This window comes from Arsenophonus sp. PmNCSU2021_1, from assembly GCF_036919435.1.
Taxonomy (GTDB): Bacteria; Pseudomonadota; Gammaproteobacteria; order Enterobacterales; family Enterobacteriaceae; genus Arsenophonus; species Arsenophonus nilaparvatae.
This window is the reverse complement of the sequence record NZ_JAZHPL010000009.1, coordinates 381,560-406,606: the sequence shown is the minus strand read 5'-3', so window position 1 is coordinate 406,606 and position 25,047 is coordinate 381,560. Positions and strand designations below refer to the sequence as shown.

Below are 25,047 nucleotides of genomic sequence, written 5' to 3'. Positions count from 1 at the left end.
GTTACTTTTCTTCATCTAAAGGCAACTCACGAGCTTCTTCTTTTAATAATACCGGTATGTTATTACGCACAGGATAAGCAAGATGATCAAATTTACAGATAAGCTCTAAATTTTGTTTATCATAGACTAGTTTGCCATGACAAATAGGACAAGCAATGATATCAAGTAGACGGTGATCCATATATTCCTCATCAAAAACGTAATTTAAGATGAAACCAGAATAGCATAAGCATGCATCACCGTTAACTTTAATATCTGCTCTAATATGTATTTGTCAGTAATCTGACAAATTGGCAGCTAACATTAGGTTAAAATTCATAAGCGATAACATCAGCGGCAGCAATGCCATAAGCGTTACGCGTAACAGAAAATTCAACACACTGGCCTTCTTTAAGCCATTTATTTTTAGTGTTCGCAATAGCTCGACGATTAACATAGATATCTTGACCGCCATTCACTGGGGAGATAAATCCATAGCCTTCTTTTACATCAAACCATTTTACGCGACCCATTTGTAATTGTAATGTCATAATAAAACTCCTTTTGTTCACTAGGTGACAAAATTTCATTTTCTCCTAGTGCTCCCTACTCTTTTATTAAGCTTTCGATAGAAACCCCATTTTTTCTTTCACCAAATACCCTTAATGTCAGAGTAGTATTATTATATTAAAAAAACACCAACTCAGTAGTGTCTGTTGCTATTTAGGATCTGTTTAAACATCAAACAACATAACACATGCCAAATTATTCATTACTAGAGTTTATCAGTCAGATTTGATACTAAATAAGATTAAAGGATTTTTTATTAATGAAATAATAGCTGGCGTGGTATAATTGAAATGAAGTCACTACTATTGCTAACTAGATTCCAGTTATATATAACATGATAATGTTATTATTTCAAGCATTTTTACAAGACTCGACCAATTCACTAATGGCGGAAAGGGTTTTTCCTGCACCAGGCTGTGCAAGTTGGGCATTTACTGGCAGATACCACCAATTTAATTGAGCAAAATGAAAACATTTCACTGCGTCCTTTTCAGTCATTAATAATGTTTGATGTTCAGTCACTAAGGTTGTTAGTTTAGAAAACTCATAACACTGGTGATCAGCGAAAGCGTGTGTTGCAATTAATGGCACTCCTTTTTGTTCAAGACTTGAAAAAAAACGTGCTGGGTGCCCAATTCCTGCAATGGCAACAACTTGCTCCAATTCACAGACTGAGCGTTTTTCACCGGTCAACATATTGATAGCAATATCGCCTGTTAACTGCATGGCAATCTCCCCATACTTAGCAATACCACCATTAGTAATAACAGCATTAACGGTATTCAAACGATATTGACATTCTCGTAATGGACCAGCAGGCAGCAACCAACCATTGCCAAAACGACGGATACCGTCGATAACAACGATCTCAAAATCCCTTTGTAGTGCGTAATGCTGAAGACCATCATCAGCAATAATAACATCCAGTTTTTGTTGCTTTAGTAGCATCTTAACTGCGTCTACTCGTTTAGGAGCAACTGCCACTGGCACACCAGTTCGCCGATAAATTAACGCAGGTTCATCGCCGGTTTCTTTTATTGATATACTTTCATTAACTAATAGCGGATAAGAAGTTGCTTTACCGCCATATCCACGGGATACAACACCAACACTATAACCCCGTGATAAAAGCTGCTCAACTAACCAAATAACAACCGGCGTTTTACCATTACCGCCGACAGTCAAATTACCCACAACGATAATAGGTATCTGCGCTTTCCAACTAGAGAAAATTGCCAAATGATAGCCAAGGCGTCTTAATCCAATAATCATGCCATATAATATCGACAACGGTAGTAGCAAAAGATATAGCCACGAACCACCTAACCATATTTTATCAATCATTGTTTAAATTGCATGCTATAAAGTTGAGCATATGCCCCATCGCACTTAAGTAGAGTTTGATGGGTACCTCGTTCAGTAATTTTACCATCTTGAATAACTAAAATTTCATCTGCATTTTCTATTGTCGAAAGACGATGGGCAATAATAATCGAAGTCCGATTTTTTTGTAATTCGTCCAATGCTGCCTGAATCGCTCTCTCTGACTCAGTATCAAGTGCAGATGTAGCTTCATCAAGAATTAATATAGATGAGTTATGTAATAAAGCACGCGCAATCGCAATTCGTTGCCGCTGCCCACCAGAAAGCATTACACCATTTTCACCAATAACGGTATCTAGTCCATTATCCAGTTTTTGAATAAAGTCCATTGCATAAGCCATCTTAGCGGCTTTTTCGATCGCTTTTCGACTGAAACGACCATCGGTTGCGTAAGCAATATTATTGGCAATAGTATCGTTAAAAAGATAGACATGTTGAGAAACGAGTGCGACTTGGCTACGTAGAGAGCTTAAAGTGTATTCACGTAAATCATGATCATCAAGCAGTATTTGACCTTCATTAACCTCATAAAAGCGGGTAATTAGATTCGCAATAGTTGATTTTCCTGAACCTGATCGTCCGACTAAGGCAATGGATTTTCCTGCCGGTATTTTAAAACAGATATCATGTAATGCAGGATGCTCTTTTGTTGCATACTTAAAGGTAACATGTTTAAACTCTATTTCACCTTTCGCTTTTTTTAAGGTTAATTTACCCTCGTCTTTTTCCTGCTCCATATCTAAAATGGTAAACAATGTCTGGCATGCGGCCATACCTCTTTGAAATTGTGCATTAACATTTGTTAATGACTTTAATGGGCGCATTAATGCAAACATGGATGAAAAAACCACACCGATAGTGCCTGCTGTCAATGTTTGCATAACTTCAGGAAAACTCGCGATATAAAGCGTGAATGCTAATGCTAGAGAGGCTATCAGTTGGATAATAGGATCAGAGATAGAAGATGCTGTCACCATTTTCATCGTTTGCCGGCGCATGTGATTACTCACTTTGCTAAAACGCTCAGTTTCAACTTTTTGCCCACCAAAAATCAAAACTTCCTTATGGCCTTTTAACATCTGTTCCGCACTAACAGTTACTTGTCCCATGCCAGTTTGCATACTTTTACTAATATTCCTAAAGTGTTTAGAAACCGAGCGAATGGTTAACGCAACAATAGGAGCAATAACAATTAATATTAGTGAAAGATGCCAACTGTAATAAAACATCAGCCCAAACAGACCGATAATGTAAGCGCTTTCTCGAACAATAGTGATTAAAGCGCTAGAGGAAGATGAGGCGACTTGCTCAGAATCATACGTTATGCGAGAAAGTAAAGTTCCTGTCGACTGTTGATCAAAAAAAGAAACCGGCATCCCCATCATATGGCCAAACAAACGCCTACGCATATTCATTACAACTTTACCAGAAACCCAGGCAATACAATAATTGGAGATAAAACTCGATATCCCTCTTATCAGCATTAGCCCCAATATAGCAATGGGTAACCATTTTAGTGTGCTGTTATCAGCTTTACCGAAACCTTCATCAAGCAAAGGTTTTAATAAGGAGATCATGAATGCATCGCCGGCAGCGTTAATAATTAACGCAACAGCAGCTACACTTAATCCCAGTTTAAATGCCAAAATCATAGGCCATAGTCGGTGAAATGTTTGCCATGTAGAAAGATCTTTATCATTCATTATCATTGTCTTATTAAATACCCATAAAAATAAGCCGTTTATTTTACTTGAGAAATCTCTAAATACCAAACTGCTGATGATACCAGCGAGGATAAACTTCCTGTCTATAACGCATTATTTCAATTTTATCAAAATAGAACTGCGCTATAATTTGCCCTGATTCCGCTGTACTCAGCCAATTTGCCCCTATATTCTCATATCGATGGCGTACTTTATCAGAAGGTAAACGCCAACGGCTATAACGTGCAACAGAAGTAAGTGCATATTGCGGTTTAATTGCTTGAATAAACGCCATCGTCGACGAAGTATTACTACCATGATGAGGAACTTGTAATAAATTAGCCGGCAAATTTGCTATTGCTAGACGCACGAGTTCTTTCTCCGCTGTTTTTTCAATATCGCCAGATAGAATAACCGAATGATAGCCATCACTAATTTTTACTACACACGATTCATTATTATGTGATCTTTTTTGATCAATTATTGGCCATAATACTTCAAAATGTAATTTCTGCCATTGCCAATAAATACCTCGATGGCATGGAAAATGATTTTTTTTATCAAAGTGACTTCTAATCTTTAATCCAGGATAGGTTAATAATAAACTCCCTACCCCACCAGTGTGATCAATATGATTATGACTAAGTATAATGCCTTCAAGTGTTAAACCATGATATCGTAAATAAGGCAAAATAGTACTATTAGCACTACTGTTTTTCTTCCATGAAATACCAGTGTCATAAATTAACACTTTTCCCTGTCACTCAATAATAATTGCTAATCCATGCCCCACATCTAACATAATCAATCGCCAAAGAACCAAATCGTTTTGTTTCATGGTCGTGATTGACCAATAAATTAACACTATTATCAGCAATTTATACTGCACAAACCAACTAAACTGCCAACATAAAATAATAAGCCAACTAAGCCCAGTTATGATAATTGGAAGATGGCCAGTATCAAGCCAGTAACGCTCAATATGAGCTAGGGGCCATAATGCTAAACTAATGCTTTTATCGATTATACCAAATAATAAATTTTGTCCTGAGTACCAAAAAATACAAATATATGAAACCATAATTAACGGTATGGTTATAAATGAAATAATTGGCACAGCCCATAAATTAGCAAAAATACTAGTAATATTAACTCCTTGAAATAAAACCAATTGAATAGGAATTAATAGAATCAGCATGCCTAATTGCAAATGAACCAATTTAACTATCCAATTAAGCCAACTGTGTTGAAACTGTACACTCAATTTTACAAACGAAAACCAAAATGTTAATGCCGCAACCGCAAAACTCGAAAGCCAAAAGCTATCAGAAAGTATCGCAAGAGGTTCAAACACTAAAATTAAAGTAATACTCCATAATGCCCATTGCCAGGGAAAACAAACAAAATTTTGTTGCCGAATATAAAGCCATAACGATAAGGCAAATATAGCCCGCAGTGCAGGTATCGCCCAACCAGACAACCAAACATAACCTAAAGCAAAGCACCAACCCGCTAACATCGGTATACGAAGCTCGATAAAACAAATGGGTAATAAAAACTGAATCAAACGATATAGCCAAAAACAAAAAAATAAGCCATGCCAATATGTAAACCTGAGATAGCCATCAAATGCGCAATACCGGTTCGTTGCAATTGTTGCCTTAATACGGGTTCTAATAATCCACGTTCCCCAAACGTTAAAGCATAAATCACCGCCTGATTATGATATTTACTGATAACATTAACCGACGCTGCAATTACCTTTTGCCTTAAAGAACAGTGTTTATTCAATATAGCACGAGTTTCGCACAAAACTAATTTGGGTACGCTAATAAAACACGGATTTGCTCAGTAATAGCACTTTTGATTACGTCCCAATTTTGTTGATAAAGGGTTATTTTTTCAGATATACGACGTTTATGTTGTTCAAACCACGCAGAAATAGCGAGAAAAATATGATTTCTTTGCGCTCGGCTCGTGCGAGCCTGACAGCGTTCAATACCACAGTTTTGTTTAACTTCTCGATGATAAACTTCAACAGACCAACGGGCATCCATGATAGATTTGAGGTATTGACGGGTGGGATTCTCTTTGTTTGTTACTATGTAATCAATACGGCCGTTTTTGGCTGTAAATTTGAAAACGGTTACCCAACCATATCCTCGCAAGTGTATTGACGTTCCTTCTTCTGAGATGTCTAACTTGTTCAGTTGTTTGTTATGGTTAACAATCCTATTTTTCCTCAGCGTGTTTACCCAGATCCAACCATGAGAGCGAATTGATTTCAGGTTATCCAGGCTAGAATACCAAGCATCCATCACTACGACTTCTGGCATGATCCCTCTTTTTTTAGCAAGAGTGAGCATTTCGGAAAAGTGCGTGTTTTTTGTTTTTCCATCAGAATCTTTATCATAAATAAGATAATTGATAGGAATTGATTCAACCTTCGTCAGATCATGCCAAAGCAAATTAACTAAACCTATGCCAGCAATAACATCATGTTCATTACCTGAATATTGATAATGGACCATCTCTATTTTTTTACTACGTGTTTTGGCAATCAATGTATCATCGGCAATTAGTACGCAAGGGCTTTTTTTGTCTATAGAAGGTTCAACTAATCGCCATAGGTCTTTAGGTCTAAAACATCTACTTTTTAGCCATCGGCTAACAGTGTCATGAGATAAAGGCGATGGGCTTACTTCTGATAACGCTAAACCAGAGTATCTTAAACTGCTTACTTGTAAGAATGTTTTATAGATATCTTTAATACATGGATAACCCGACAAAATATGAACACCCTGATTTTTTCTTGTTTTTAAATTTATACTTCTTTTTTGGAGATTGCGAAACTCGTGTATAGTAAAGTTTTGAACATTAAACGTACCTAGCAAGCGTTGACTTATGGCATAACGTTGTAAATCAAATCCACCTTCATTTAATAAACTATGAACGGGCTTTGAGCGACCAGAAAAAATGAGTTGTTGTCCGGCACAAAAAAAATTATTTTTAGTTAGAGCATTAGGCTTAAACTGAAGATAAGCATACAATATCGGAAATGATTCTTTATTATTGATTAACAACCTTACTTTTATTCGAATATTATTATCCCTATTAACTAAACTATCTTCAATAATGGCTACATGACGTTGTTCTTGCTGACTTAATAATTTCATTTTTTCTAATAAATAATATCCCTACCAACATCCCCACAAAAAACTTATAGCTAAAATAGCAATAAATTTTGTTAAATAAAATGGAATAAACCAAAATAAACAGAGTATGACAAACAACCATAATTGTAATGATTTATTTGGTAATTGAGATAAAAAAAGTAAGGGTAATGATCCCAATATTACAGCCACTGACGCTGAATTAATATTTATCTGCAGCCTATTTATATGAGCTGACATTTTTTTCATATAGCTCTTCCTTGGCCAGATCTATATTACGAAAATTAGTATTAATATTGAATTTTTTCAAAAGAATAAATGAGATTTTATATAAAAGGTCAAAATAATATTTATCCCTTGTATCTTGAAATTTGGTTATAATAATAGCGATTAGATTTGGCAAGGTGTATGTAATCCGATTGTCCCTGGGGTTTATAGCCCGTAGCAAAGCGAATGATGCATACACTTAGCCACTCATCTGAAACCCGAACAGTTGTCCGTAATTCATAACGTATTTGCAAGGATGGGTAATATGAGTCAGCTAAATCCAATTTGTGTAGGAATTGATGTTTCTAAAGCTTCATTGGATATTGCAGGCACCAATAACATTGAGCAGTTCAGAGTCAGCAATAACCCTGACGGGTTCGATACCATCATTTATCAACTGAAAAAGAACAACATAGCCTTGATTCTGATGGAAGCTACAGGTGGTCTCGAGGCAGCGATTGCATGCGCTCTTCAGGCTGAAGGTTTTGATGTTGCCGTTATCAATCCCAGGCAAGCCAGAGACTTTGCTCGATCCATGGGCTATCTGGCAAAGACTGATAGAATAGATGCCAGAGTTTTAGCTCAGATGGCTGATGTCATTAACCGCCATCCTGAGCGGTCACGTTTTATCCAGGCTATTCCTGATGCAGAGCGTCAGATTCTTGCTGCTATGGTGGTGCGCAGACGCCAGCTGATTGCAATGCTTGTAGCTGAAAGAAACCGGATGCATCCATCTCACCCGCAAAACAGAAAAAGCATCAGTAACATCATCAATGCACTAGAAAATGAACTTAAACGGATTGACGAGGATATGCATAAGCATATTACGGATCATTTCAACGAGCTTGCAGAGCGGCTAAGTACTATCAAAGGCATTGGTATGATGACTGCTGCTACATTGCTGGCAGAAGTCCCTGAGTTAGGGAAACTCTCGCGCAGGGAGATCAGTGCACTGGTTGGGGTAGCTCCTGTTAATAGAGACTCGGGAACCATGCGTGGCCGACGAACCATTTTTGGCGGTCGGGCCGGAGTTCGAACCTCTTTGTACATGGCTGCACTGGTTGCAACTCGTTTCAATCCGGTGATAAAAGCATTTTACACACGGCTGGTTGCAGCAGGAAAAGCCAAAAAAGTGGCGCTGGTTGCCTGTATGCGCAAACTGCTGACTATCCTGAATGCGATTCTCAGAAAGAACCAAGAATGGGATGAGTCGTATCATAACGTTGCTCCATAAATATACTGTTCAAGACAGTTGCTTTTCTACTATTTTCATTTTTTTGCGAGATTATTCTCAACTAATGTTAAGTTAAGAAAATTTATTTTTGATTATAAAATTTTATTATTTTTTAATAATTAAATGTCTTATAACAATAAGGAGAAGTTTTAATAATTCAAAAAAATTGTATTGGAAAAATTGACCTGAGCGCAGCAATAAAAAATGGCGCCTTAATTAAGGCACCATTTTAAGAGAATAAATAAATTAAATTTGTTAATATTTATGCATAAATGTTAACGCGATCACGTAATTCTTTACCCGGCTTGAAATGAGGAACATGTTTTCCTTTCAAATCAACTTTATCACCCGTTTTCGGATTACGGCCGATGCGCGGTGCACGGTAATGAAGAGAAAAACTGCCGAATCCGCGGATCTCAATACGCTCTCCCTTAGCAAGTGTTATTGCCATATGATCAAGCATTTCTTTCACAGCTTCTTCAATAAGTTTTGCTGGTATATGAGCTAATTGGTTAATAACTCTTTCAATTAATTCAGACCTGGTCATAGTACCTCCCCTAAACTACCGTTACGGGGCAACAAAATGTTGCCCTATGATTAAAAACTTAATTATTCGCCTTTCGCTGCTTTGAACGCTTCTGCCATCGCATTATTGGCAAAATTGGTATCTTCCTGTTTGTTCACAGAAGCAATGGCATCTTTTTCATCTGCTTCATCTTTTGCACGAACAGATAAGGTAATGATACGGTTTTTGCGATCAACACCAGTATATTTAGCTTCAACTGTATCGCCAACGTTCAATACTTGAGTAGTATCTTCCACGCGATCACGTGAAGCTTCAGATGCACGTAAGTGACCTTCAACACCAGCAGCCAACTCAATCGTTGCTCCTTTCGCATCAACAGCCACTACTTTACCGGTAACGATGACACCTTTCTTATGAGCAGACAGATAGTTATTAAATGGATCTTCCGCTAACTGTTTAATACCCAAAGAAATACGTTCACGTTCAGCGTCAACTTGCAATACAACTGCAGCGATTTCATCGCCTTTTTTGTATTCACGAACCGCTTCTTCACCTGCAACATTCCAAGAAATATCAGACAGATGAACTAAACCATCAATACCACCTTCTAAACCAATGAAGATACCAAAATCAGTAATAGATTTTATTTTACCTTCTACCCGATCATTCTTATTGTGCGTTTCTGCAAATTGCTGCCATGGATTTGGTTTACACTGTTTCAAACCTAATGAGATACGACGACGCTCTTCGTCAATATCTAGAACCATAACTTCAACAACATCACCCACATTAACAACTTTAGATGGATGGATATTTTTATTAGTCCAATCCATTTCGGAAACGTGTACTAAACCTTCAACACCTTCCTCAATTTCAACAAAGCAGCCATAATCAGTAAGATTAGTGACTCGCCCTGTCAACTTAGTGCCTTCTGGATAACGCTTAGCAATAGCTACCCATGGATCTTCTCCTAGCTGCTTCAGGCCTAAAGAAACACGTGTACGATCACGATCAAACTTCAATACTTTAACATTGATTTCATCACCAACATTCACAATTTCACTTGGGTGTTTAACACGTTTCCAAGCCATGTCAGTAATGTGTAATAAGCCATCAACACCGCCCAGATCAACGAATGCACCATAGTCAGTTAAGTTTTTAACAATACCCTTAACTTCCATGCCTTCCTGCAAGTTTTCCAGTAACTGATCACGTTCTGTACTGCTTTCAGACTCAATCACAGCACGACGCGAAACAACAACGTTATTGCGTTTCTGATCCAGTTTGATAACTTTGAACTCAAGCTCTTTACCTTCCAGGTGAGTTGTGTCACGAACTGGGCGAACATCAACCAATGAACCGGGTAAAAATGCACGAATTCCTTTTAATTCTACTGTGAAACCACCTTTCACTTTGCCATTGATGATGCCCATAACTGTTTCGGCATCTTCATAGGCTTTTTCTAGCATCAACCAAGCTTCATGACGTTTCGCTTTTTCGCGAGACAGGATAGTTTCACCGAAACCATCTTCTACTGCATCTAAAGCAACATCGATTTCATCACCAACCTGAATTTCTAGCTCACCTTGCACATTTTTAAATTGTTCTACTGGGATCGCTGATTCTGATTTCAGACCGGCATCAACTAACACGACATCTTTGTCGATAGCAACAACAACACCACGAACAATAGCCCCTGGACGGGTTTCGATACTCTGTAAAGATTCTTCAAAGAGTTGAGCAAAAGATTCTGTCATAGTAAGATCTTCAAAAATTTTAATTTTAACTGCCATTCAACATCCTGCCAAATGGGGTTATTTCACATACCTCGCAACACTCCTTGTTACAAAGCTTTACTTAACTGAACACAAATTCAGGTACACCAAATAGGTGTATTAACTTATTATATGTCAATATTGAGCATATTATATAGATAATATTTACTTTTTTTCACATAAGCAAGTACTTGCTCGATGACCCCTTCAATTGATAACTTTGTAGAATCCAGGATCAACGCATCTTTTGCAGGTACCAATGGCGCAATTAACCTATTACGATCACGATAATCACGCTCTTTAATATCAGTTAAAAGATCGCTTAATTTAACATCAAAGCCCTTTTCCTGCAACTGTTGCATTCGTCTACGAGCACGCTCTTCAGGTGTGGCATCAAGAAAAATCTTTACCGGTGCGTCTGGAAAAACCACCGTTCCCATGTCACGACCGTCAGCAATCAAACCCGGTTTAGTGCGAAATGCTCTTTGCCGACGCAATAATGCTTCTCTAACGCGAGGAAAAGTTGCGCTAAGAGATGCCGTATTACCAACAACTTCGCTACGAATTACATTACTGACATCCTCCCCCTCAAGCATAACAGCTAATTCGTTTTCTCTTGGTTCAAAACGGACATCAAGATTAGCCGCTAATGGAACTAATGCTTCTTCAGACTTAATATCAACATGATGATGTAATGCTGCTAAAGCCAGTACACGGTAAATGGCGCCAGAATCAAGTAACTGCCAGCCCAGTTTATTTGCCAATGCCTGACATAATGTACCTTTACCTGCGCCACTTGGACCATCAACTGTGATAACGGGGGGTAAAACCACCATTATACTCCTCCTTTGTGATAGAAATGCAATTTAGCAACTACTTTCTATCAGGCTAATAAGTACCCTATTATACTCAATTCATTCTATTAAGGAAAACTAAAGAGATATTTAGAGCAAATTTAGCGTTGCAGGCATAATACTTGTCGTTCAGTATTGTACTAATTTTTAGGCATACACTAGTACCGATGACTTAATTTTTCTAGTTGATTAAAGTAGTCTGGAAAAGTCTTAGCGGTACAATTTGGATCCAAAATGGTAACCGGCGTATCTGACAACGCGACAAGTGAAAAGCACATCGCCATACGATGATCATTATAAGTTGCTATTTCAGCATGCTGTAATAATTTAGGCGGTAAAATACGTATATAATCACGACCTTCTTCCACTTTTGCGCCAACTTTTGTTAATTCAGTCGCCATTGCCGTTAATCTGTCAGTTTCTTTTACCCGCCAGTTATGGATATTACGAATAATAGTTTCAGCACGAGCAAAGAGCGCCAGAGTCGCAACCGTCATCGCCGCATCGGGGATCGCATTCATATCCATATCAATACCAATTAACTCACCTCGTTGACATTCGATATAATCTTTACCCCAACGTATTTTGGCACCCATTTTTTCTAGTACAGCAGCGAATTGGGTATCGCCTTGCAAGCTATCTTTGCCAATACCTGTTACCCTAACGGTACCACCTTTAATTGCTGACGCAGCTAAAAAATAAGAGGCAGAAGAGGCGTCGCCCTCAACAAGATAATCCCCTGGTGAAATATAGTGTTGTCCGGCTTTAATATGAAATCGACAATAGTGTTGATTGTCTACTTCAACGCCAAAATCACGCATCAGTGCCAGAGTAATGTCAATATAGGGTTTAGAAACCAGCTCTCCTTTTATCTGAATAGTCGTATCATTAGGCGCTAAAGGTGCGGCCATTAAAAGAGCTGTTAAAAATTGGCTAGATACGCGTCCATCTACTGTGATATTCCCACCGCGAAAGCCACCTTTTATCCTTATAGGCGGATAACCAGCTTGCTCAAGATAATCAATATTTGCGCCACCTTGCTGTAGCGCATCAATAAGATGGCCAATAGGTCGCTCTTTCATTCTGGGCTCGCCGGTTAAGACAATATCATTGTCCGCCAATGCTAAAACCGCAGTTAATGGGCGCATAGCCGTGCCGGCATTACCGAGAAAAATTTCTAAACCTTTTCTATGGCTAAAATAATGCCCGCCACCTTTTACAATACACGTGGTGAGATCTTTGGATAATTGATATTCGACACCCAATGCTGTCAAAGCATTAAGCATATGACGAATATCATCACTAGCAAGAAGATTAGTTAAAACGGTTTGGCCTTGCGCTCATGCAGCTAACAATAGTACCCGGTTAGAAATACTTTTCGAGCCAGGAAGATTGATAGTACCTTCAACGTAAGAAATGGGTTGTATTGTCAGGGCTTGCATTAATAGTAGACTCTCCAATAACGAAGTTGGATAAATTATTTAAATCACATTTATATTCATTTGATAGGGTTAGACGATATCACTACCAATCTAACCATAAAGGATTATTTTATTTATTCTGATGTTCAAAATCAATCATAAAATCAACTAGCTTCTGTACACCAGCCAGCGGCATAGCATTATAAATTGAAGCACGCATGCCACCTGCTGCTTTATGCCCTTTCAGGAACAGTAGCCCTTGCCGCTCTGCCGCTTTGATAAATTTATCATCTAAGTTAGGTTTTACCATTTGGAATGGAATATTCATGACCGAACGATTAACTGGATCGATTCGATTAATATAAAACTGGCTATTATCAATAACATCATACAGTAAGCGGGCTTTTTGTTGATTGCGTTTTTCTATTTCTTGCAAGCCACCCTGCTGTTTTAACCATTTAAACACCATACCCGATAGATACCAGGCAAAAGTTGGGGGCGTATTGTACATTGAGTTATTTTTAGCCAATATGGTGTAATCAAGAATAGAAGGAGTAGCCTTTCTCGCCCGACCTAACAAATCTTCCCGAATGATAACCAATGTGATGCCTACTGGCCCAATATTTTTTTGCGCACCAGCATAAATAACACCAAAACGGCTGACATCAAGTCGCCGTGATAAGATAGCTGAGGAGTAATCAGCAATAACAATTTTATCGGCCGAAAAATCAGGTAGTGTGTGGATAGCTATACCATCAATCGTTTCATTCGGGCAATAATGAAGGTATTTGGCACTGGTCGTTAATGACCATTTCTCCATCGGTTGCACGCTTAAATAAGCTGATTTTTCCAGCCGAATATCAATCTCATTGACAGCACAATATTTTGCTGCCTCTTGCGCAGCAGACTTTGCCCAATAGCCACCAACAATATAGTCAACGGTTTCATCAGGTTGAAATAAATTTAGTGGCAAGGCGGCAAATTGACCTCTGGCACCACCGTGACAAAAAAGGATTTTATAATTATCGGGTATTTTGAGTAATTGACGTAGATTTTGTTCAGCTTCTCTAACTATTTCCATAAAAGCTTCACTGCGATGGCTTATTTCCATCACCGAAACACCCATACCGTTCCAATTACAAAGTTCTTGTTGTGCACGATGTAAAACTTCTACCGGTAACATGGCCGGACCAGCGCTAAAATTATATACCTGACTCATCACCCACCCTTATTGACCTAATTAAGCTTTTACTATTATTTAATCTCTGGTTAGGTTTTAACATTACCTCTGAACAGCTGTAAATAAAACAACTGGCCGGCAAACAGCATTTTTCTGATAACCAATTAATACTTATCAAACATCGCTTGAATTTTTATTGGGTCATGGGTTTGAGTCAAGGCTAACTGTAGTAAAACCTGAGCCTTCTGCGGATTCAAACGTTCTGCAGCAACAAATCCATATTTACTATCATTCACTTCTGCATCGCGAGTTGTAAAACCTGTTGGCACACGACTAGCGCGAACAACCCCTATGCCTTGTTTTACTGCATCGGCCAATACATTAAAAATTTTGTTATACATATTGCCGTTACCCACTCCAGCACTAACAATGCCTTGATAGCCATTATAGATCAATGACTTGGCTGGTAGTGCCGATGCATTTGAATAGTTATAAACAATGCCAACTTTAGGTAATTTATCTAACTGACTAATATCAAAAATTGCGTTCTGCGCTCTGGGTTGAGCCGCGTTTAAATAGTGCACTTTGCCATTGTAGATAAAAGCTTCAGCGCCAGCATTAACAGCTTCAAATGCTTCAACAAAGTTGGTATTCATTTTAACCACAGTACGACCACTAATAACTTTATCGTCCATGGCTAATAAAACACCTCGTTTGCCCACCTCTTTATCAGTGGCAACAATAACGGCGTTATAGAGATTTAACGGCCCATCAGCACCTAATGCTGTGGCTGGCTTCATCGCACCAACCATTACAATTGGTTTATGACAGTGGGTGGTTAAATCTAAAAAATAAGCGGTTTCCTCTAGCGTGTCAGTACCATGAGTAATGATAAAACCAGCTGTTTTGTCACAATCGGCATTAATTTTCTTCGCTAAAGTTAACCATACCTGATCATTCATATCTTGCGAACCGATATTAACAATTTGTTCGCGATTAAGATGCGCAATTTTCTTTATTTCAGGTACCGCATTAATTAATGCATCAATACTCACTTTACCGGCTGTATATTGGGATTGAGTCGCTGAATCACCGCCACCAGCTATCGTACCTCCAGTGGCTAGTACTGTAATGGTTGGTAAGGCAGAAGCAGCACTGTTAGTTAACAACATAGCACCAACTAACAAAGAAATATTTAACTTCTTTATAATAAAATACCATTTTAAAAATTTGGTAAATTATATAAAATGCAAAATATATTTCTGTTATTTGCAGAAAAAATAGATATTAATTTCAATATTGCATTTTGCTACTGTGGCCTATTGAATAGAGAAGCAAACAAAAATGCCGTATTATCTGCTTTTAGTTATCAAAAACGAATAAGTAACCAATTTATGAGCCAAACTTTTATTCCTGGCAAAGATGCCGCATTAGAAGATTCTATTACCACGTTTCAGCAACAACTTAAAAAACTCGGTTTTCATATTGAAGAGGCCTCTTGGTTAAATCCAGTGCCGAATGTCTGGTCAATCCATATCCGTGATAGAGACTGCCCTATGTGTTTTACTAACGGTAAAGGCGCTAGTAAAAAAGCCGCCTTGGCCTCTGCACTGGGGGAATATTTTGAACGTTTAGCAACCAATTACTTTTTCGCTGATTTTTATCTAGGCGTTAAAATTGCAAATGGTAATTTTGTCCACTATCCCAATGAAAAGTGGTTTGCTCTAACATCGGACGATCACTTACCTAAAGGAATGCTGGATGAAAAATTACGTGCTTTCTACGATCCTGAAAATAATCTGTCCGCTAGCATGCTGATTGATTTACAATCAAGTAATAGAGCCCGTGGGATTTGTACGTTACCTTTTATCCGCCAATCCGATCAACAAACGGTTTATATTCCAATGAATATTATTGGTAATCTGTATGTGTCGAATGGCATGTCAGCCGGTAATACGCAAGATGAAGCGCAGGTGCAGGCATTGTCAGAGATCTTTGAGCGTCATATTAAAAACCGTATTATTGCCGAGCGAATCAGTTTGCCTGTTATTCCTGAGCATGTCATGGAGCGCTATCCTGGCGTTGTTCAGGCAGTTGCTAAATTAGAAGAGGAAGGTTTTCCTATTTTCTGTTTTGATGCTTCTCTCGGTGGTAAATACCCGGTTATCTGTGTGGTACTTTTTAATCCGAGTAATGGCACTTGTTTCGCTTCTTTTGGTGCCCATCCTGATTTTGGTATCGCACTTGAACGTACAGTTACCGAATTACTGCAAGGCCGCAGTTTAAAAGATTTGGATGTATTTAATATGCCAACATTTGATGATGATGAAGTTGCAGAGCATACTAATCTGGAAACCCATTTTATCGATTCAAGCGGTTTAATTAGTTGGGATATATTTAAACGTGATGCCGATTATTCCTTTGTCGATTGGAACTTTAAAGGCACCCCAAACGCAGAATTTGCTACTTTGATGGCGATTTTCAATCAGATAAATGCTGAAGTTTATATTGCCGATTATCAGCATTTAGATGTTTATGTCTGCCGTATTATTGTTCCGGGAATATCAGATATTTATCCAGTCGACGATCTGCAGATTGCCAATAACGCGATGGCGATAGATTTACGTGATACCATTATGTCACTACCTGATAGTCAGTGGCAAAAAGATGATTATCTGCGGTTGTTAGGGCGGCTGGATGATGAAGGTTTTGATGATTTTACTCGTCTCCGTGAATTATTAGGCATTGCCGTTGGTAGCGGTAATGGTTGGAGCCACTTACGGATCGGTGAATTAAAATCGATGCTAGCACTGGCAGGTGGTGATTTTGCTCAAGCGCTACTATGGATTGAATGGACGCTAGAGTTCAATTCTTCGCTATTTACTGCCGAGCGAGCCAATTATTATCGCTGTCTACAAACATTACTGCAATTAACTCAAGAAGCTGAACGTCAGCCTTTTCAATACGATGAAGCTTTCAACAAAATGTATGGTCAACATGCTGTTATGGCCGCATCGAAGGCCATTGCCGGTGAAAACTGTTTTTATGGCTTATGGTCAATTGATGCTGAGTTAAAAACGCTGCCGGCGCATCAAGCGTTACTCAATGTTTATCATAAACTGCAAACCGCTAAACAGGCTTACTTTAACTGATTAGTCAAATCTAACAATAAATATCAGGTTAATCTTTATTGGACAAAAAACCGCTTTCAACGATAATTTAACCTGATTATTTATTTCTCAATCGTTTTTATAAAATTTTTAATTATAAATCAAATAGTTATCTTAATTCTTTGGTTTTATTGCTATTTGTCAACCAAATAATAATGATCTATATCAAATTTATCTGATGTGCCCTTTGTTAATATTGCTGACGCCATAATTCCTTAACTTCATAAGAGCATGTTGGTTATGAAAGCTAACAACTTGTCCAATTTATTATCACCGGCTGCAATGGCGCAACTTGCCGATAATACCGGAGTATATAAAGTTAATAAGCATCCTCAAATTACTTATTTATCTGCTATTACCGCAGGTATATTTATTTCCATTGCTTTCGTTTTTTATATTACTGTCACCACGGGTGTCAATGCCAACTGAATTCTGATCCACTTTGCTAAAGTAAAACTGATCCACCCCCTTTAATTTACTCGCTAAGTTCCGGTTTCAATTTTTTATGTAGCTGACCGCTTTTTAGCTTGTCTTTTAACCGATAACTTTGTCCACTAATCTGTACAATAACCTGAGTTCGGGATAAGAAATAAAGAGAAAGTCTTGATATTCAAATAGTTGAATGAGCCTGTTTTGTTAAAATACTCTAACAGTCTGGTTAAAGAGTAGAGCATTGTTAAACAATTATGGAAAATCTTACTGAACTTTATTGCCTGATGGATGATTTTTGCAAAGACTTCGAGCCAAAAATGCATGAATATTTGCTGACTAACGGTACTAAGCGTCGTAGACGGTCTACTCAGCTTTCGTTGGCGGAAATGATGACACTGGTTGTGTTGTTTCATCAACTCCGATTCAGGCAATTCAAGGTATTTTATCTCTATTATGTCCGCTTATATCTCCGGAAGGAATTTCCTAACTTGCCATCCTATTCACGCTGTGTAGAGTTACTTCCGCGTAGTGCCTTAGCGTTAACGGCACTGTTTGAGTCAATTAAGGGAAAATGCACGGGGCTATCGGTTGCCGATTCTACTCCGATAGCGGTGTGTGATAACTTACGGATCCGCAGACATAAAGTCTTCAATGGGATAGCTGAACGGGGAAAAAATTCAACAGGTTGGTTCTTTGGTTTCAAGCTTCATGTAATTATCAATCATTTGGGGGAAATACTCAGTTTTCGACTCACACCAGGAAACACCGATGATCGGAAACCATTGCCTGAGCTGACAAAGGATCTTTCTGGTTGTTTGTACGCAGATAAAGGGTATTTATCGGCTTCACTGAAACAGCAACTCAAAACGATGGGAATTAGCCTTATAACGAATATCAAGAAGAAAATGAAGCCTATTAAACAGACTTGTTTCGACAAAGCCATCTTGCGTCATCGTTCTGTCATTGAAACGGTATTTGATGAGTTAAAAAATCTTTGTCAAATAGAGCATACGCGACATCGCTCTCCGGCTAACTTTGTAGTGAATTTATTAGGCGGACTGGTTGCATATTGTTTAATGCCATCTAAACCAAAGATACCTGTTGCAGGTACGTATCTTCAAGTATAATTGATAATGCTTATCCCGAACTCAGGTTAACTAGTAATCTGTCTTTTGCTCAGTGGTCAAGTACATTTGGTGACGATGAGACGCTAACAGCGCCTATGCTGGATAGATTGCTGCACCATGCACATATTGTAACCTGAGTTCGGGATAAGCATTATCAATTATACTTGAAGATACGTACCTGCAACAGGTATCTTTGGTTTAGATGGCATTAAACAATATGCAACCAGTCCGCCTAATAAATTCACTACAAAGTTAGCCGGAGAGCGATGTCGCGTATGCTCTATTTGACAAAGATTTTTTAACTCATCAAATACCGTTTCAATGACAGAACGATGACGCAAGATGGCTTTGTCGAAACAAGTCTGTTTAATAGGCTTCATTTTCTTCTTGATATTCGTTATAAGGCTAATTCCCATCGTTTTGAGTTGCTGTTTCAGTGAAGCCGATAAATACCCTTTATCTGCGTACAAACAACCAGAAAGATCCTTTGTCAGCTCAGGCAATGGTTTCCGATCATCGGTGTTTCCTGGTGTGAGTCGAAAACTGAGTATTTCCCCCAAATGATTGATAATTACATGAAGCTTGAAACCAAAGAACCAACCTGTTGAATTTTTTCCCCGTTCAGCTATCCCATTGAAGACTTTATGTCTGCGGATCCGTAAGTTATCACACACCGCTATCGGAGTAGAATCGGCAACCGATAGCCCCGTGCATTTTCCCTTAATTGACTCAAACAGTGCCGTTAACGCTAAGGCACTACGCGGAAGTAACTCTACACAGCGTGAATAGGATGGCAAGTTAGGAAATTCCTTCCGGAGATATAAGCGGACATAATAGAGATAAAATACCTTGAATTGCCTGAATCGGAGTTGATGAAACAACACAACCAGTGTCATCATTTCCGCCAACGAAAGCTGAGTAGACCGTCTACGACGCTTAGTACCGTTAGTCAGCAAATATTCATGCATTTTTGGCTCGAAGTCTTTGCAAAAATCATCCATCAGGCAATAAAGTTCAGTAAGATTTTCCATAATTGTTTAACAATGCTCTACTCTTTAACCAGACTGTTAGAGTATTTTAACAAAACAGGCTCATTCAACTATTTGAATATCAAGACTTTCTCTTTATTTCTTATCCCGAACTCAGGTTAGTTAAGAGCACACTACCCGCTTCATATCGCTTTGCCACTGTCAACGATCACCGAAAACTGATCCACTTTTTAGCTAAATCCGATCAATCAAAATTGATCCACTTTTACTCAGTCATTGCTCCTGAGCGCCGCTTATCTTTCAATCGATAGCTTTCACCGCTTAATTGCAGTACATGCGAATGATGAAGTAAACGATCAAGCATAGCGGCAGTTAATGTTGCGTCATCAGCAAAAGCATTTGGCCATTGCCCAAATGATAAGTTACTCGTCAATATGACACTGCCATGCTCATAACGCTTGGCAATCACATTGAAAAACAGGTTTGCTTCTTCTCGCCCAAACGGCAGGTATCCAATCTCATCGATAATCAACAATTTCGGGGCCATCACCGAACGTGATAGATATTGTTTGAGCTTATTTTGTCGTTTGGCAGTTGAGAGTTGCAACATCAGTTCAGCTGCCGTGGTAAAGCGGGTTTTCTTCTTGGCCTGTACTGCTTTTAATCCTAACCCAATAGCTAAATGCGTTTTGCCTACACCGCTTGGGCCAAGCAACACGACATTTTCATTACGTTCAATAAACGTTAATGCGCTTAATTCCTGTATGTGTTGTTTGGGGATCCCCGTTGCAAACTTAAAATCGAACGTATTAAGTTCTTTATGTGCTGGGAATCCTGCCATCCGACTCAAAAGATTACGGGTTCGTTCATCTCGTTGTTGTTGCTCACATTTTAACACGAGTTTCGCACCAATAAAAAAACGCTCTATTTTTAAGTTTAATTCAGCATAATATATAAATAGATAAAACCTTATAAATCAAATACAACTTATTGTAATTTAAGAAAATTCATGTGTTTTAGTAACTTGCAGATTGATCATTGCTTTTAAGCCATTTCTAGAATTTTATATGCCTGTGCGAAACTCGTGTTTAATAGGGACAGTAAAAACTCTCCGTAGCTTTTGTCTTGGGCAATGCATTGTTCGGCAAGTGATGACCAATGAGTCGGAATAGAATTTAATTTCAATGACTCACACAGGTGTTCAATTTGTTCATGCAATAACATGTTCACCTCCCAGCAATGCTTCGTATACGCTGATTGAGTGTTGCAAACTGACAGATTCAAGGGGCGGTACGATACGGATATTAAGCGTATCAGTCTGCGGGATAGATTGGCAAACCCTTGCTGGTAAGGGTAGAAGATACTTAACTTCCTTAGCTAGTCTATCTGCTGGCTTCTCTAACGTTGTTCCATGAATCCGCTGATGGGCAACGCGTTGTAACCAGGGCCCCACTCTTGCATTAGCTATCTCAATATCCAGTTCAAGATTATGAGCACGAAGGTCGGTATTTAATGGTACGATAAAGCTGTTTTTTAAATAGTGGTTAAAGCGCTCTACTTTCCCTTTAGTTTTTGCCCTGTAGGGCTTGCAAGCACACAATTTAAACCCGTAATCTTTCGACATTTGAAGCATTTCGACATGTAATTTATGTTCACCTTCTGCATAAGCATCCCGTTCGATGATGAGGGATTTTGCGTTATCACACAATATTTCCTGTGGTACACAACCAAAATAGTCGAAAGCTTCTCGTAAACCTTGTTGCCAGGATTCTGCTCGTTCATTATCAAAGAACTTTACATAACTCGCACGCGAATAGCCTAGCGTTGCACCAAACGCTTTTAGTGATTTTTTACCTCGCCGGATGCTGGTGAAGTCGATTTGCATTTGTTGACCTGGCTGTGTTTCAAAACGGACGACAGCTTCGGGAACAATGCTTGGTTTAAATTGACAAACAAATCGGCGTAATTGAGCAATACCGCCTTGATAGCCGCTTTCAACTACTTCATCAAATAAGACTGTTGCAGGGATCCAATCAGGTTTAGCCAGTTCAATTCGCTGAAGCAAATAAGGTTTAAAGGGTGCTAATTTAGTCGGTTGTTGACTTCTTTTAGCATAAGTTGGCATTGTCTGTTGTTGTAAATGATGTTTTACGGTGTTACGGGATATGCCCAATTCACGGGCAATTTTTCGAAGGCTTTGTCCTTGTGCAAAGCGAACATGAATATCCACAAATATCTCCTTGGTTAACATAAACACAAGTTTCGCACCAATAAAAAAACGCTCTATTTTTAAGTTTAATTCAGCATAATATGTAAATAGATAAAACCTTATAAATTAAATATAACTTATTGTAAATTAAGTGAATTTATGCATTTCAGTAACTTGCAGATTAATCATTACTTTTAAGCCATTTCTAGAATTTTATAGGCCTGTGCGAAACTCGTGATAAATTATCCGTACAAAAATGTGCGAATAATACCAAGTGGATCAGTTTTAGATGATCGTTAGTGGATCAGTTTTGCATGATCGGTGACATGCCACCACCTGGAAGAACAGGTTTGCTTCTTCCTTGCCAAAAGGTAAATAGCCAACTTCATCGATAATCAATAGTCTAGGTTTACTGATAACTCGGGTAAGATATCCTTTAAGGTCACCTTGTCGATGAGAGCTAAGCAGCTGCAACATCATGTCCGCCGCAGTTAGAAAACGGATGCTTAATCCCTGCATCGCAGCCCTATAGCTGATGGCAGTAGCAAGGTGGGTCTTACCGACACCAGACGGACCTAGGCAACACGATATTCTCCTGGCGCTCAATAAAAGCCAGTCCAGCCAGTTCCTGCATTTGGTTACGGGGAACACCGCTGGCATATTTGTAATCAAACTGCTCCAACGTCTTTATCACTGGCAGCCCAGATAAACGGAGTATCGTTTGACGCCGACGTTCAGTAAGTCCTTCATACTGGAGTCGTAAATATAGCGCGGCAAAACATTTGATACCTAAAAGTAAAATATTTGATACGATCAAAAAACTTACAAAAGTAAGCTATTTGATACTAATCTTTTGTACAATGCCGAAAATAAAGTGTTAAAAAATGCGCCTACAGTCTGTCTAGTATTCACTTGTTCATATATTAACCATAACTGGATGGTAATTATTTTCTTGTACAGCGAAACAACAAGACTTCCTTACTTTTACTCACTACCTCACCTATCAAGGAGATTTTCCATGACCAATTCTTCGACCTATATACCGCCAAAAATATGGCAACAACCCCTATCTAGTGGTACGTTTGCTAATATCAACCGCCCTGTTTCCGGCTCAACTCACGAAAAAGAGCTACCAATCGGCAAGCATCCGATACAACTCTATTCTCAGGGTACACCAAACGGTGTTAAGGTCACGGTAATGCTGGAAGAGTTGCTGGCACTTGGTCATACCGGTGCCGAGTACGATGCTTGGCTAATTTCTATCCGCGAAGGAGAGCAATTCTCTAGCGGTTTTGTTGAAATAAATCCTAATTCTAAGATACCAGCACTGCTTGATCACAGCGGTGAAAGACCGTTGCGGGTGTTTGAATCTGGCTCAATTCTACTCTATCTGGCAGAAAAATTTGACGCGCTGCTACCACGTGATTCAGCAACACGCACTGAAGCCTTAAACTGGCTGTTCTGGCAGATGGGCTCTGCTCCGTTCGTCGGCGGCGGTTTTGGGCACTTCTACGTCTACGCACCGGAAAAATTTGAATATCCGATAAATCGCTATGCAATGGAAACCAAGCGCCAGCTAGATGTATTAAACGGCCATTTGGCTGAAAAACGTTATTTAGCGGGGGAAGAATATAGCATCGCTGATATTGCCGCTTGGCCTTGGTATGGCTGGCTGGTGCAAGGCGCTTTGTACGATGCAGGCGAATTTCTGTCAGTGCAGAATTATCACCATGTCAAACGCTGGGCTGATGAGATTGCTGCCCGATCCGCAGTGATCCGTGGTCGTAAGGTCAATCGTACAGGTAATGACGGTGTCTCGGAACGCCATCAGGCATCAGACTTGGATTAACATCATTCTCAATTTTCATCAGAGGGACTTTTGCCTGTTCGAGCGGTATGATCAACTGGACAATATTTGTAGATGCTGGTTAATGAAACGCCATACAGTAATGTAAGCTGTTTTCTACTCTGACCGGACTCAAGTAATTTTTTAGCTTGCTGCTGCTGTGCAGAAGATAATGAGCAAGGTCTACCACCGATACGGCCTCTGCTTCTCGCGGCGGCTAAACCCGCCTGAGTTCGCTCAACAATCAGTTCCCGCTCCATTTGTGCCAACGCGCTCATCACATGAAAGAAAAAACGCCCTGCGGATGAAGAGGTGTCGATAGAATCCGTCAAACTATGAAAATGAATCCCTTTATCTTCTAGGGCCTGTCATCAAATGTCGGGATAAACGTGTATGATATGCCCCATATATGATTATCCACTTCGGCCAAAGAGAAAGAGATGACGCGTCGCTATGCACTTCGAGATGATCAATGGGCTCGGATTGAGACATTCCTTCCTGGACGGAAAGGCCATGTGGGCATGACCGCACGTAACAACCGGTTGTTCGTAGAGGCGGTGATCTACCGTTATCGAACAGGTATTCCTTGGAGAGACCTGCCCGAACGTTTTGGCGACTTTCGTATTGTGCACTTACGTCACTCACGCTGGAGCAAGACTGGCGTATGGGAGCGCATTTTCAACGCCCTGGCGCAGGATGCTGACAACGAGTATGCGATGATTGACTCGACTATAGTGCGGGCCCATCAGCATAGCGCTGGAGCAAAAGGGGGGATACAGACAAACAAGCTATCGGGCGTAGTCGCGGTGGGTTAAGCACCAAAATTCATGTCACAGTCGATGCTCTCGGTAACCCTACAGGCTTTCATCTTACGCCGGGCCAGGCCCACGACCTAGAAGGTGCCGATGTGTTGCTTGAGGATACACAAGGCCAAACGATTATTGCCGATAAAGGCTACGATGCTCAAAAGCGCCTTGTCCAGCCATTGAAAGACAAAGGCAAGGCGGTAGTGATCCCATCTCGCTCGAACCGAAAACAACACCGCACGTATGACAAACACCTCTACAAAGCTCGCCATTTAGTCGAAAACTTCTTTGCTCGACTGAAGCAGTATCGCGCTATTGCTACCCGTTACGATAAAACCGCCATCAACTTTCTTGGCGCTATCCATCTGGCCGCTGCCGTCGTCTGGCTTATTTGATGACAGGC

The 25,047-nt window shown here is 39.4% G+C and carries 19 protein-coding genes and 7 pseudogenes; 7 read left to right on the top strand and 19 right to left on the bottom strand.

Features of this window, described 5'->3' with window-relative positions; all coding sequences use genetic code 11:
• Position 1 precedes the first annotated feature (1 nt).
• From V3224_RS22130 to V3224_RS22095, 7 genes and pseudogenes are all read right to left on the bottom strand, one after another.
• Positions 2-181: a Trm112 family protein gene (locus tag V3224_RS22130; protein ID WP_032116333.1), complete on the bottom strand. Its 180-nt coding sequence runs from the start codon at positions 179-181 to the stop codon at positions 2-4.
• Positions 182-308: 127 nt separating this feature from the next.
• The gene (locus V3224_RS22125) at positions 309-530 is read right to left on the bottom strand and encodes a cold-shock protein (protein ID WP_032116332.1); all 222 of its coding nucleotides are present in this window, start codon (positions 528-530) and stop codon (positions 309-311) included.
• Between the two features lie 370 nt (positions 531-900).
• The gene (gene lpxK / locus V3224_RS22120) at positions 901-1,893 is read right to left on the bottom strand and encodes a tetraacyldisaccharide 4'-kinase (RefSeq protein ID WP_334472684.1); all 993 of its coding nucleotides are present in this window, start codon (positions 1,891-1,893) and stop codon (positions 901-903) included.
• Complete coding sequence (msbA, locus tag V3224_RS22115; protein ID WP_334472784.1) at positions 1,890-3,638, bottom strand: lipid A ABC transporter ATP-binding protein/permease MsbA; 1,749 nt, start codon at positions 3,636-3,638, stop codon at positions 1,890-1,892. Before msbA ends, lpxK begins: the two co-directional genes overlap by 4 nt.
• A gap of 55 nt (positions 3,639-3,693) precedes the next feature.
• A complete protein-coding gene (locus V3224_RS22110) occupies positions 3,694-4,386 on the bottom strand; it encodes a DNA internalization-related competence protein ComEC/Rec2 (RefSeq protein ID WP_334472683.1) in 693 nt (230 codons plus the stop codon).
• Between the two features lie 9 nt (positions 4,387-4,395).
• Positions 4,396-5,348, bottom strand: a pseudogene (locus V3224_RS22105) (DNA internalization-related competence protein ComEC/Rec2).
• A gap of 101 nt (positions 5,349-5,449) precedes the next feature.
• Complete coding sequence (locus V3224_RS22095) at positions 5,450-6,424, bottom strand: IS701 family transposase (RefSeq protein ID WP_442890884.1); 975 nt, start codon at positions 6,422-6,424, stop codon at positions 5,450-5,452.
• A gap of 916 nt (positions 6,425-7,340) precedes the next feature.
• On the opposite strand from V3224_RS22095, the gene V3224_RS22090 reads away from it, so the two are divergent.
• Positions 7,341-8,309, top strand: a complete 969-nt coding sequence (locus V3224_RS22090) for an IS110 family transposase (RefSeq protein ID WP_032115191.1) — start codon at positions 7,341-7,343, stop codon at positions 8,307-8,309.
• Positions 8,310-8,571: 262 nt separating this feature from the next.
• Here the strand turns inward: V3224_RS22090 and ihfB are convergent, their stop codons facing one another.
• The 6 genes and pseudogenes from ihfB to ansB form a co-directional block, all read right to left on the bottom strand.
• The gene (ihfB, locus tag V3224_RS22085; RefSeq protein ID WP_334472678.1) at positions 8,572-8,856 is read right to left on the bottom strand and encodes an integration host factor subunit beta; all 285 of its coding nucleotides are present in this window, start codon (positions 8,854-8,856) and stop codon (positions 8,572-8,574) included.
• Between the two features lie 62 nt (positions 8,857-8,918).
• Positions 8,919-10,592, bottom strand: coding sequence for a 30S ribosomal protein S1 (rpsA, locus tag V3224_RS22080; RefSeq protein WP_334472782.1), 1,674 nt, complete (start codon positions 10,590-10,592; stop codon positions 8,919-8,921).
• A 146-nt stretch (positions 10,593-10,738) separates the two neighbouring features.
• Entirely contained in the window at positions 10,739-11,446 is a 708-nt protein-coding gene (gene cmk / locus V3224_RS22075; RefSeq protein ID WP_334472677.1) for a (d)CMP kinase, read from the bottom strand.
• A 176-nt stretch (positions 11,447-11,622) separates the two neighbouring features.
• Positions 11,623-12,906 (bottom strand): annotated as a pseudogene (aroA, locus tag V3224_RS22070) (3-phosphoshikimate 1-carboxyvinyltransferase).
• Positions 12,907-13,015: 109 nt separating this feature from the next.
• Positions 13,016-14,104, bottom strand: a complete 1,089-nt coding sequence (serC, locus tag V3224_RS22065; RefSeq protein WP_334472780.1) for a 3-phosphoserine/phosphohydroxythreonine transaminase — start codon at positions 14,102-14,104, stop codon at positions 13,016-13,018.
• Between the two features lie 125 nt (positions 14,105-14,229).
• Positions 14,230-15,252 carry an L-asparaginase 2 gene (ansB, locus tag V3224_RS22060; protein ID WP_334472676.1) on the bottom strand — a complete coding sequence of 341 codons (1,023 nt, stop codon included), beginning with the start codon at positions 15,250-15,252 and terminating at the stop codon, positions 14,230-14,232.
• 207 nt (positions 15,253-15,459) lie between these two features.
• On the opposite strand from ansB, the gene ycaO reads away from it, so the two are divergent.
• From ycaO to V3224_RS22040, 4 genes and pseudogenes are all read left to right on the top strand, one after another.
• Positions 15,460-17,217 carry a 30S ribosomal protein S12 methylthiotransferase accessory factor YcaO gene (gene ycaO / locus V3224_RS22055; RefSeq protein WP_334472675.1) on the top strand — a complete coding sequence of 586 codons (1,758 nt, stop codon included), beginning with the start codon at positions 15,460-15,462 and terminating at the stop codon, positions 17,215-17,217.
• 258 nt (positions 17,218-17,475) lie between these two features.
• Positions 17,476-17,658 (top strand): annotated as a pseudogene (locus V3224_RS22050) (formate transporter FocA); the annotation flags it as partial.
• A 263-nt stretch (positions 17,659-17,921) separates the two neighbouring features.
• Positions 17,922-18,794 carry an IS982 family transposase gene (locus tag V3224_RS22045; protein WP_334467716.1) on the top strand — a complete coding sequence of 291 codons (873 nt, stop codon included), beginning with the start codon at positions 17,922-17,924 and terminating at the stop codon, positions 18,792-18,794.
• A gap of 20 nt (positions 18,795-18,814) precedes the next feature.
• Positions 18,815-18,931, top strand: a pseudogene (locus V3224_RS22040) (ATP-binding protein); the annotation flags it as partial.
• Between the two features lie 21 nt (positions 18,932-18,952).
• On the opposite strand, the gene V3224_RS22035 reads toward V3224_RS22040, so the two are convergent.
• From V3224_RS22035 to V3224_RS22015, 5 genes and pseudogenes are all read right to left on the bottom strand, one after another.
• Complete coding sequence (locus tag V3224_RS22035; protein ID WP_334467716.1) at positions 18,953-19,825, bottom strand: IS982 family transposase; 873 nt, start codon at positions 19,823-19,825, stop codon at positions 18,953-18,955.
• A gap of 223 nt (positions 19,826-20,048) precedes the next feature.
• Positions 20,049-20,681 (bottom strand): annotated as a pseudogene (gene istB, locus V3224_RS22030) (IS21-like element helper ATPase IstB); the annotation flags it as partial.
• A 146-nt stretch (positions 20,682-20,827) separates the two neighbouring features.
• Positions 20,828-21,007 carry a hypothetical protein gene (locus tag V3224_RS22025; protein WP_334472673.1) on the bottom strand — a complete coding sequence of 60 codons (180 nt, stop codon included), beginning with the start codon at positions 21,005-21,007 and terminating at the stop codon, positions 20,828-20,830.
• Positions 20,994-22,034: an IS21 family transposase gene (gene istA / locus V3224_RS22020; protein ID WP_334472671.1), complete on the bottom strand. Its 1,041-nt coding sequence runs from the start codon at positions 22,032-22,034 to the stop codon at positions 20,994-20,996. Before istA ends, V3224_RS22025 begins: the two co-directional genes overlap by 14 nt.
• 285 nt (positions 22,035-22,319) lie before the next feature.
• A pseudogene (locus tag V3224_RS22015) lies at positions 22,320-22,731 on the bottom strand (ATP-binding protein); the annotation flags it as partial.
• Positions 22,732-23,010: 279 nt separating this feature from the next.
• On the opposite strand from V3224_RS22015, the gene yghU reads away from it, so the two are divergent.
• Complete coding sequence (gene yghU, locus V3224_RS22010) at positions 23,011-23,841, top strand: glutathione-dependent disulfide-bond oxidoreductase (protein WP_334472669.1); 831 nt, start codon at positions 23,011-23,013, stop codon at positions 23,839-23,841.
• An 8-nt stretch (positions 23,842-23,849) separates the two neighbouring features.
• On the opposite strand, the pseudogene V3224_RS22005 reads toward yghU, so the two are convergent.
• A pseudogene (locus V3224_RS22005) lies at positions 23,850-24,200 on the bottom strand (recombinase family protein); the annotation flags it as partial.
• Between the two features lie 78 nt (positions 24,201-24,278).
• Between V3224_RS22005 and V3224_RS22000 the strand changes: the two are divergent.
• Positions 24,279-25,039 (top strand): IS5 family transposase gene (locus V3224_RS22000; RefSeq protein WP_334472667.1). Its coding sequence is split into 2 segments (ribosomal slippage): positions 24,279-24,614 and positions 24,617-25,039, totalling 759 coding nucleotides; the frame shifts between segments, so codons are not numbered across the junction.
• Positions 25,040-25,047: the final 8 nt, after the last annotated feature.